This window comes from Shewanella sp. 10N.286.52.C2, assembly GCF_002874545.1.
Lineage (GTDB): Bacteria > Pseudomonadota > Gammaproteobacteria > Enterobacterales > Shewanellaceae > Shewanella.
The window spans coordinates 1-10133 of sequence record NZ_MCTV01000059.1 but is presented as its reverse complement, the minus strand read 5'-3'; the positions used below and the strand labels follow the sequence as shown (position 1 = coordinate 10133).

Here is a 10133-nt window from a genome sequence, read left to right as displayed (position 1 = left end):
ATTATGAAGCTTTAAAAGCGTCTTAATTAACGCTAACACCTTGAGGCTATTGGCCTGTCGCCGTGTCAGTGGATGCGCATTATAGGCAAGTTAAGATTTAGCGCAAGGGCTTTTAGTGATAAAAAAGCAAAAAAAAGATCGCATGATGATCTTTTCATCAAATACGATCTTTTTTAATCAATTCAGGTGTGATTAGTCTATTAAGTAAGCAACCTTATATCACTATCGTTAGACTTTAATTGCAATTTATTGAAACTGTCGTAAAAACTCAACAGCGTTTTCATCATCCCAATCGACATAAGTACGCACATAAGCAACCAATTCACCTTCTTTATTTAGAATAAAGGTCGCTGGTATGGTGTCTAGTGGAAATACTTCTCGTAAATTCTGTCTTGGGTCGTAATAAGAAGTAAAAGCACCTAGACCAATAGAATCAAGGAAAGGGCTAACTTGCTTCTTGCCTTCTGCATCAATAGAGATTGGCATCAACACATATTCGTCTTTACTCAGTGTTTTCTCTAATCGATTTAATGCAGGTAGCTCTCTTACACACGGAGGACACCAGGTCGCCCACATATTAATGATAACAACTTTGCCTTTATGGGCTTCGAAATCAACTTCATTGCCTTCGGCATCATTAAAACCAATGTGTGCAATAGGAAACGGCTGCGCTAATACATTTATCTTATCAAGTGTTGATTGACTAACATGCTGTTGCTGTTTTTCCATTCCAGGATATGCATTAGCGGTAAAACTTACCGCTAATGCACCAAGCATGATCAATTTGATCATCTTGTTCATTTTTCATCTCGCTGTTGCTTGCTTGCTAATAAAGCGGCTAACTCGTCACGATCTGTGTCAGTTAACTCTTGCTCCACATTTGCTGCTTTACCACGTTGTTTACGAACAACAACCAATGCAATGTAAAGTGCAATAAGCATTAGTACAAATGGGCCAATCCATAGAATGTAGGTCTTAGGATCTAATCTTGGCTTATATAGTACAAAGTCACCGTAACGACTTGTCATAAAATCTACTATTTGATCATCACTCTTTCCTTCGTCAACCATGGTGTAGACTTCAAGACGGAGGTCTTGGGCTACTGGCGAATTAGAATCGATCAAGTTCTGATTTTGACACTGTGGGCAACGTAAAGAGTGCGCTAAGTTCAACGCACGCTTTTGGTTATCGGTAGATTTAAATTCATAAGTATCTACTGGCGTTGCCATCACATTAAAAGCTAAAACTAAACTTGTCATCAAGCCAACAAGTATTTTCAATGTTTTCATTATTAAACTCCGTCTTGTTTAGCTTCAGCTTGTAACTGTTGGATCATTGGGTAGAGTGTTTCACTCCAGACATTACTATCAACTGGCCCCGCGTAGCGGAAACGGATTATACCGTTATGGTCAACAATGAAACTTTCTGGTGCTCCATATACCCCAAGGTCTAAACCTAAACGTCCATCTTTATCAAAAATGTTAAGCGTGTAGGGATCGCCTTCACGACTTAACTCACGTATTGCTGGCGCACGCTCATCTCGATAATTAACACCATAAATAGGTAAAATATTTTTACGCGCAAGCATCATTAAAAAAGGATGTTCGTATTTACATGCCGGGCACCATGTAGCCCAAACATTGATCATCGACACTTCACCCTTTAAATCAGCTTGCGTTAACATTTCACCCGGCGTTTCAAGGCGTTCAAGTTGGAAAGCCGGTACCGGCTTTCCTTCTAGTGCTGAATCCAGCTTTTGTGGATTTAAGAATAACCCCTGATAAAGAAAAACTCCCATCCCCAAAAACAATACCAATGGTATAAACAGCACCAACTTTTTCATACTTTCTCCGATATATTAAGCAGTGGCTAATTTTGCTTGTTCTGCTTCTTCTTTAGCAGTTTTAGCTTCTTTAACGCGGTAACGCTTGTCTGATGCAGCTAAGAAACCGCCGACCATCATAAAGATTGAACCAAACCAAATCCAACGAACAAACGGTTTATAGTTAAGACGTACAGCAAATTGAGTCATGCTCAATGGATCACCCATAGTCACATATAGATCACGGAACAAGCCCCAATCAATACCTGCTTCAGTCATATCCATCGTACGTACATTGTATTGACGACGATCAGGTCTTAACAATGTAACAAATTCGTCATCGTAATAAACTTCAATCTGACCTTGTTGCGCGGTGTAGTTAGGACCAACCACGTTTTTGGTTTCAATATAGTTGAAGGTATAACCCGCTAACTCTTCACTGAGACCAGGGCCCATACGAACACTTTTCTCAATCGAGTAGTTAGACACCATAGTGGCACCAACAATTGATACGGCAATACCTAAATGGGCAATAATCATCCCCATTTCACTACGGCCAATCTTGTTAAGGGTGAACTTACCTTCTTTGTCAGTTACTAGGTTATATGCCGCTCTGAAGGTTGCTAGTGCTACCCATGTCGCAGCAGCAATACCGAATGCAACCCAAAGGTTCATTTCGTTACCAGCGATAAATGGTGTTGCCAAACCAACAATTGCAGCCACAATCGCAGGGATCATAAGTTGGCGTTTAATCTCACCCGCTTTAGATTTTTTCCAGCGAATGATTGGGCCAATTCCCATGAAGCCAAACAGTACAAGTACAATTGGTACAAATACAGCGTTGAAATATGGAGGTCCTACAGAGATTTTGCCCATACCTAATGCATCAATTAGCAATGGATATAGCGTACCAAGTAGTACAGTACCTGCTGCAACAGTTAATAACACATTACATACAAGTAAGAAGGTCTCTTTAGATTTGAGTTCAAACCTTGCAGGACTGCTCATTTGACTTGCTCTTAACGCAAACAAGGTCAAGGAGCCACCAACTGCGAGGCCAAGCAAGAGCAGAATAAACATACCACGGCTAGGATCGGCTGCAAATGAATGCACTGATGTTAAAACACCTGAACGAACAATAAAGGTACCTAGCAAGCTTAATGAGAAAGCGAATATTGACAGTAATACGGTCCAGTTACGGAATGCGCCACGTTTTTCAGTCACAATAAGTGAATGCACTAACGCTGTACCGATTAACCAAGGCATGAACGATGCGTTTTCAACTGGATCCCAGAACCACCATCCGCCCCAGCCAAGTTCGTAGTATGCCCACCAAGAGCCTAACGAGATACCGCCTGTTAGGAATACCCAAGCTGCTAGTGTCCAAGGACGTGACCAACGAGCCCAAGCAGAATCTAGACGACCACTCATAAGCGCAGCAATAGCAAATGCAAAGCTAACTGAGAAACCAACATACCCCAAGTACAACATTGGTGGATGGAAGATTAAGCCCACATCTTGCAACATTGGGTTTAAATCTCGACCTTCCATCGGTATTGGGAAAATACGCTCAAATGGGCTTGAAGTGATTAGCATGAATAAAGAGAAGCCAACAATGATCATTGCTAATACCGCAAGAACACGTGCGATAAAGACTTCTTCCATACCTTTACTGAACAATGCAACTGATGCAGCCCAGACAGATATAGAGAATACCCAGAATAGAAGTGACCCTTCATGGCCACCCCACACTGCTGCAATCTTAAAGAAGATTGGCAATTGTGAGTTTGAATGATGTGCGACATAAGCCACAGAGAAGTCATCAACGGCAAAACTATAGCCTAGGCTGATAACTGAAAGAGCGATAAAAAAGAACATACCGTAACAAATCGGCCAAGCATATCTTACGAGATACTGGTCCTTACGGGCTGCACCAATTAACGGCACGGTCATTAATAGCATGGCAAATGCCACACCTATAATGAGCGAGAAGTGTCCAAGTTCTGGGATCATGGGTATTCCTCAGTGTGATAAAAGTTGGTCCGAACCTAATCAAACCAACGCATAACTAACATAATGCTATATATCAGCTACATTAACATTAGCTAATACGAATTTTGTTATATTTTAGTATTTGCTGTTGTTTATGTCTGCCTATTTCATGCAAAACTGGGTCACTAGTCTCATTCTCAAAAAAATAGAGATTAAAAACACACAGTTATAACAGCTAAGCCTATGACTAAAAAAGTTCATTTAAGTTTCGTTTGATTTCAAAGGTGGTTATTTATTTGTGAACCAGTGCCCAACTATAAGGATTCTGACTAAGTAAAATCGTATATTACTGTTCAATGAATCATCTTTACGTATAATCTAGCACTCAAGTTAGGCGGCAGTTCCGCTTTATTTTTTCAGCAACCTAAAAGTGAATATTGAAACAATGACCACATTTTGGATATTTATTGCGCTTGTCGTACTCATCAGCTTAATGCTGATTTGGATCCCTCATTTTCGTCAGCAAAAAATGCTATCTGCTGAAGAATCAGGCGTACGTAAGCAAACTAACCTTGAACTCTTCAACGAGCGCGCAGGCATTTTAGCTAAAGAACTTGAAGAAGGCTTGCTTGATCAAACAGAGTTTGACGCGCTTAAAAAAGAACTAGAAATTGGCCTTCTGCAAGATATGAAGATTGCTGGTGACGATTCTTTAGATACGAAATTAAAAGCAAAAGGGATCTTATGGCCATCAATTATGACCGTTGGTGTCTTGGCTGTTTCAGGTTACTTTTACTCAACCCTTGGTGCATACCAGGAGTTAGCTACCCCGCCACAAGCTGAAGCTTCGCCACATCAAGGTATGAGCAATGAGCAGATTATGGCTCAACGTGTACAAATGATGGAGCAGCAAGTTCAAGCTGAGCCAGAAAACAGCCAAGCTTGGTTTAGCTTAGGTCATGCTTATATTTCAGCAAACCAGTTTGATCATGCTGTTGCCTCTTTTGATAAAGTGATGGAATTAGTTGGCACAGCTTCTGAATTATTAGGCCCTAAAGCGACGGCACTGTATTACAAAAATGGTCAGCAAATGAATCCTCAGATTCAAGCGCTTGTTGATCAATCTTTAGCTTTAGATCCAAACGACCCTTCTACATTGTTGCTTGTCGGTATGGATGCGTTTTTCACTGCTGACTATCAAAGCGCAATCACAGCGTGGCAATCTATTTTAGATAGCGATCGTAAAGATGTGGATCGCACTGCACTTATGAATGCTATTGAATCTGCCCAAATGCGTATTCAAGCTGAAACGGGAGTGATGCCAAACGATAGAACTCATAACCCAATGGCAGCAGCTACAGCCGAAGCAGGTGTTAAAACTGTAGATGTCGCGATATCAATTGCTCCAGAGTTAGCCGATCAAGTTAGCTCTTCAGATATGGTATTTATCTTCGCCCGTTCAACTCAAGGCCCTAAGGTACCTTTAGCTGCGACCAAAATAAGTGCCAACAGTTTACCTGTAACGGTGACACTTGATGACACTACTTCAATGGGTGGCGATGTAAAACTAAGCAGTGCTGCAAATGTAGAAATTATCGCAGTGCTATCAAAACATGGCAGTGTGAAGGCGCAACCTGGTGATTTAAAAGGTATCGTTGCATCTGTTGCTGTGGGTAAAGAAGCTAAACTATTACTTGATACAGTGGTTCAATAATCCACTATCAATAAATAGACATAAAAAAACCGGCTCTTAAGCCGGTTTTTTTATTGAGCAACCTAAAATTACTTAGACATAAACTCAATAGCGTTTTTGTAATCTTCATCAGTACAATCAGTACACATTCCACCTGGTGGCATTGCATTTAAACCTGTTTTGACTGTTGCAACTAATGCATCAAGACCTTTAGCTAAACGTGGTTCCCAAGCTGCAGCGTCGTGAGTCTTTGGTGCACCAGCAACTCCCATGCTGTGACATACTGTACACGCTTTGTTATAAACCGCTTCGCCATCTTGGGCAAAAACGTTTGAAGACAAAGTCAACGCGGCAACTGCAGTCATTGCTAATAATTTTTTCATGTTCATCGTTCCTAAATGCAAATAAATTAACAGCTCAACGCCACCTTTTAATGAAGGCAGACTTATAAATCGTCATCAGATTACTACAAACTTCAATAAAACTCACCTTTTTGTGACAAGAATCTCACCTTGGCGTCCAAATGAAGACAATAAGCTAAGATAAAGTAATATATTAGAGAATCATGAAAAAGTTCACATAAGATGTATTTTATTGGAACCACTTCAAATACCTAGCACATAGATGAGCTGAATGCTAAACCGCTAATTGTGTTTATGTTAATATAAAATTATATTCATCTTTAACAGTGATAATGAGGGCTAAGTGACAGAAAACATTCAACGGCCGACCTTAATAAGAGCGAATGAGTTAACCTGCATTCGTGAAGATCGCATTCTGTTTGACGAATTGAGTTTTGAAATTAACGCTGGTGATATTGTCCAAATTGAAGGCCCAAACGGTGCCGGAAAAACCAGTTTACTACGCATAATAGCCGGACTTTCAAGGCCATACGCTGGTGAAGTCGAATATATCGATACCGATATCACACAATGCCGTGATGAATTTAATGAAGATTTACTTTACCTAGGTCACTTAGCAGGTGTTAAAAGTGAGTTAACAGCAAAAGAAAATCTTAACTTCAATTTAAGGTTAAGTGGTTATGATGACTTTGATAGTTACGATATATTAGCCAAAGTTAACTTAGGCGGTTTTGAAGAAGCCCTAGCAGGACATTTATCTGCAGGTCAGCATCGTCGCACCGCATTAGCAAGACTGTGGCATACCAACAGTCGTATTTGGATTTTAGATGAGCCATTTACCGCCATTGATAAAAAAGGTGTTGAAGAACTAGAGCAATTATTTATTCAGCACACTAAAAATGGGGGTTGCGTGATTATGACAACTCACCAAGATATGGGCATCATTACTGATGATGTGCTTCGTAAGGTAAAACTAGACTATCGTTTCGTATAAGGTACAACAATGAAAAGAGGCATAAGTTACACCCAAGCATTTATGACATTGTTGCATCGGGATCTAAAAATCGCCATTCGACATCGTGGTGATATTTTTAACCCGTTATTATTCTTTGTACTGGTAGTGACATTGTTTCCGCTAGGCATTGGCCCTGAACCACAAGTATTATCACGTGTGGCACCAGGCATTATTTGGGTCGCAGCCCTACTAGCATCGATGCTGTCATTAGAGCGTTTATTTAAAGCCGATTTTAGTGATGGCAGCTTAGAGCAAATGTTGCTCAGCCCACAGCCATTATCAATATTGGTATTGTCAAAGGTATTGGCACACTGGATTTTAACCGGTGTACCATTAATATTAGTGGCACCTTTACTTGCAGTACTGCTGCATTTAGATAGCAATAGCTATGGCGCGCTAATCTCGACACTAGCAGTCGGAACACCAGTATTGTCCCTTCTTGGCGCTATTGGTGTTGCATTAACGGTTGGATTACGCAAAGGCGGTGTACTACTAAGCTTGCTAATTTTACCGCTATATATACCTGTTCTCATCTTCGCTACAAGTGCGATTGATGCGGCTGGAATGAATTTACCCTACACAGGTCAACTTGCTATTATTGGTGCAATGTTGGTCGGTTCATTAGTTATGGCACCATTTGCAATTGGTGCTTCATTAAGAGTGAGTACAAACTAAATGTGGAAATGGCTACATTCATACGCTGATCCAGAGCGTGCATACAAACTAGCATCAACCCTTTTACCTTGGTTTGCATTTTCTGCCATCTTATTTATAAGTGTCGGAACCATTTGGGGAATGCTATTTGCCCCAATGGATTACCAACAAGGCGAAAGTTTCAGAATTATTTATATCCATGTACCAGCTGCCTCAATGTCTATGGCCGCGTATATGGCTATGGCATCCGCTTCATTTGTCGGGATTGTATGGCAGATTAAAGCAGCCGATTGGGTTGCAGCCTCAATTGCACCAATAGGCGCTGTAATCACCTTTATCGCCTTGTTAACTGGTGCTGCATGGGGCAAACCTATGTGGGGCACTTGGTGGGTATGGGATGCACGCTTAACATCAGAACTGGTGCTATTATTCTTATACCTAGGTGTAATCTCTCTTTACGCTTCATTTGAAGATAAAGTACTTGCAGCTCGTGCAGCAGGCATTTTAGCAATCGTTGGTGTAATTAATATTCCAATTATTAAATACTCAGTTGATTGGTGGAGCAGCTTACATCAACCTGCGACAATTAAAATCACTGAAAAATCATCAATGCCAATGGAAATGTTAGCACCGTTACTTATCAATATCGTCGGTTTTGGATTAATGATTGGTGCAATCACTTTGCTACGCTACAAAGCTGAGATTTTAGCTAGAAATGGAATGCGTCCTTGGGTTAGAGAATTAGCAAAAGCGGAGGCATCGAAATGATACAGTTCGAATCATTTTCTGAATTTTTAAATATGGGCGGTTATGCATTCTATGTATGGTTGTCATACGGTGTTACCTTCGGAAGCTTAGGGACGTTACTATTCTTGAGCCTTCGTCAAAAAAGATCCGTCTTACTCGAAATATCTAAAAAGATGGAACGAGAAGACCGCCTTAAAGAAACTAGGAGTAGCAGATAGTGAATTCAAGACGCAAAAAGAGATTAACACTGGCAGTCGCATTAATTGCAGGTGTTGCCGGTATCGCATCATTACTAATATATGCGCTAAATTCAAACTTAAACTTATTCTATACTCCGTATGAAATTGTAAACGGTAAACCAGATACAGGTGACAAGCCTGAAGTTGGTCAACGTATACGTGTAGGTGGTATGGTGACCTTAGGCTCAATGGTACGTGATCCTGATAGTTTACATGTTGAATTTGCCATTCATGATATTCTTGGTGGCGAAATCATCGTAACATTTGATGACTTGTTGCCTGATCTATTCCGTGAAGGACAAGGTATTGTTGCACAAGGTGTATTAACAGAGCCTGGCGTATTACAAGCAACTGAAGTACTTGCAAAGCATGATGAAAATTACATGCCTCCAGAAGTTGCTGAAGCCATGGGCCAAAGCCATGAAAAATTAGATTACTCTGAGCAAACTCAATCCGAAGGTTATAAATACAACTAATCCAAGATTAAGTAGCGACCATACGAAATTTAAGCTTCATCCGTAAGCTAATCACCATGTAAAGCACTGACCATAATTGGTCGGTGCTTTTTTATTTGGCTTGCGTAATTAAAGTATAGGAAGTCAACTATGAGTTTAAGTTTACTGTTGCCCTCAAACAACCAAGAGTTAATGTTTAACCAAAAAGTTGTAATAATCAATCCCTCTGCATTAGCCGCAATTCCCCCCAAAAAAACTATAAAGTGCTAATTACCCGGAAAATGATAACCCTAGCCTCTGCGCACATTTAAACGGACTTATATTAACAAAGTACACTAAACCCTATATTAATCGTAATAAGCTGACTGGAAGCTTTTAAATAGCTCTCAAGCGATTATATTTCTAATACCTACAGCGCATGAATAGCTAACTTACCTATTAGCACCGCACAAAACCCTTCTTTAAAAAAATCCCTTAAACAAAACTATATTCTGCATTGGAGCAAACACCAATGCCAAACCAGGCTGCAATTGATATAGTTGACTGGAATACCTTTTTTTTCAGCTAATAAAAAGAAGTGTTATTTCACTGCTTAATAAAATCTAGAATGAATCAAAATAAATCTTAAAATTAGCAACTAGGGTTTAAATAACAGGTAAATCACTTTCGTTGTCCACTAGATTCTGAGCCTAACAAGCCGGGACACTTGGTGATAAAGACTTAGGTGGACTCGTTTAACATGTGCTACTTGAAAAAGATAACTGGTTTTAAGCACACGTTTAGTGGCTTTATAAACAAAGACGCAGAACCCTTTAACGCTGCCAACTAACTTAAACAGTTAACCTTTCATGGCTAGTAAACCAACTTATGTCACCAAAAAATGACACAACTAAATGGCTACAGTCAAAACTGATTACAGCAATGCAAATGACAATTTAGCTATTACAGAAAGCTTCGTAAACAACTTTCAAAGCAGTTTAACTGACTTAGGTTCAGATGATTAACAATTACAACTGGGTAGTTTGCGAGTAAATCTAAGCTAATTAAGAGAAGCTAATTAATCATTTTCTTGTGGATTTACGAGTCTTCAGTCAGCAGCGAACTATTTTCAATTAATGGAAGCTCTATGCTGCTAGCCAGGTAAGCCAGGTAAG

General features: G+C 40.0%; 11 protein-coding genes. 6 read left to right on the top strand and 5 right to left on the bottom strand.

Going from position 1 to position 10133, the window contains the following annotated elements; genetic code table 11:
• Nucleotides 1-246: 246 nt before the first annotated feature.
• The 4 genes from BCU94_RS17570 to BCU94_RS17555 are packed head-to-tail and all read right to left on the bottom strand — an operon-like array spanning nucleotide 247 to nucleotide 3835.
• Complete coding sequence (locus BCU94_RS17570; RefSeq protein ID WP_102440372.1) at nucleotides 247-801, bottom strand: TlpA disulfide reductase family protein; 555 nt, start codon at nucleotides 799-801, stop codon at nucleotides 247-249.
• On the bottom strand, nucleotides 798-1289 hold the full coding sequence (nrfF, locus tag BCU94_RS17565) for a heme lyase NrfEFG subunit NrfF (RefSeq protein ID WP_102440373.1): 492 nt from the start codon (nucleotides 1287-1289) through the stop codon (nucleotides 798-800). The genes BCU94_RS17570 and nrfF overlap by 4 nt, the downstream gene beginning before the upstream one ends.
• Nucleotides 1290-1291: 2 nt before the next feature.
• Nucleotides 1292-1843 (bottom strand): DsbE family thiol:disulfide interchange protein, encoded by a 552-nt coding sequence (locus BCU94_RS17560; RefSeq protein ID WP_102440374.1) that lies wholly within the window; start codon nucleotides 1841-1843, stop codon nucleotides 1292-1294.
• 15 nt (nucleotides 1844-1858) lie between these two features.
• A complete protein-coding gene (locus tag BCU94_RS17555) occupies nucleotides 1859-3835 on the bottom strand; it encodes a heme lyase CcmF/NrfE family subunit (protein ID WP_076543206.1) in 1977 nt (658 codons plus the stop codon).
• Between the two features lie 424 nt (nucleotides 3836-4259).
• Here BCU94_RS17555 and ccmI point away from each other — a divergent pair, with 424 nt between their 5' ends.
• On the top strand, nucleotides 4260-5528 hold the full coding sequence (ccmI, locus tag BCU94_RS17550) for a c-type cytochrome biogenesis protein CcmI (RefSeq protein ID WP_102477114.1): 1269 nt from the start codon (nucleotides 4260-4262) through the stop codon (nucleotides 5526-5528).
• Nucleotides 5529-5596: 68 nt separating this feature from the next.
• On the opposite strand, the gene BCU94_RS17545 is transcribed toward ccmI, so the two are convergent.
• The gene (locus BCU94_RS17545) at nucleotides 5597-5890 is read right to left on the bottom strand and encodes a c-type cytochrome (RefSeq protein WP_076543207.1); all 294 of its coding nucleotides are present in this window, start codon (nucleotides 5888-5890) and stop codon (nucleotides 5597-5599) included.
• A gap of 322 nt (nucleotides 5891-6212) precedes the next feature.
• On the opposite strand from BCU94_RS17545, the gene ccmA reads away from it, so the two are divergent.
• The 5 genes from ccmA to ccmE are packed head-to-tail and all read left to right on the top strand — an operon-like array spanning nucleotide 6213 to nucleotide 9000.
• On the top strand, nucleotides 6213-6863 hold the full coding sequence (gene ccmA, locus BCU94_RS17540; RefSeq protein ID WP_102477113.1) for a cytochrome c biogenesis heme-transporting ATPase CcmA: 651 nt from the start codon (nucleotides 6213-6215) through the stop codon (nucleotides 6861-6863).
• A gap of 9 nt (nucleotides 6864-6872) precedes the next feature.
• Complete coding sequence (gene ccmB / locus BCU94_RS17535) at nucleotides 6873-7559, top strand: heme exporter protein CcmB (protein ID WP_076543209.1); 687 nt, start codon at nucleotides 6873-6875, stop codon at nucleotides 7557-7559.
• Nucleotides 7560-8306, top strand: a complete 747-nt coding sequence (locus BCU94_RS17530) for a heme ABC transporter permease (RefSeq protein WP_102477112.1) — start codon at nucleotides 7560-7562, stop codon at nucleotides 8304-8306. It abuts the gene before it with no gap.
• The gene (gene ccmD / locus BCU94_RS17525; protein WP_102440380.1) at nucleotides 8306-8503 is read left to right on the top strand and encodes a heme exporter protein CcmD; all 198 of its coding nucleotides are present in this window, start codon (nucleotides 8306-8308) and stop codon (nucleotides 8501-8503) included. Before BCU94_RS17530 ends, ccmD begins: the two co-directional genes overlap by 1 nt.
• Nucleotides 8503-9000: a cytochrome c maturation protein CcmE gene (gene ccmE, locus BCU94_RS17520; protein ID WP_102440378.1), complete on the top strand. Its 498-nt coding sequence runs from the start codon at nucleotides 8503-8505 to the stop codon at nucleotides 8998-9000. The genes ccmD and ccmE overlap by 1 nt, the downstream gene beginning before the upstream one ends.
• The last annotated feature ends 1133 nt before the right edge of the window (nucleotides 9001-10133 follow it).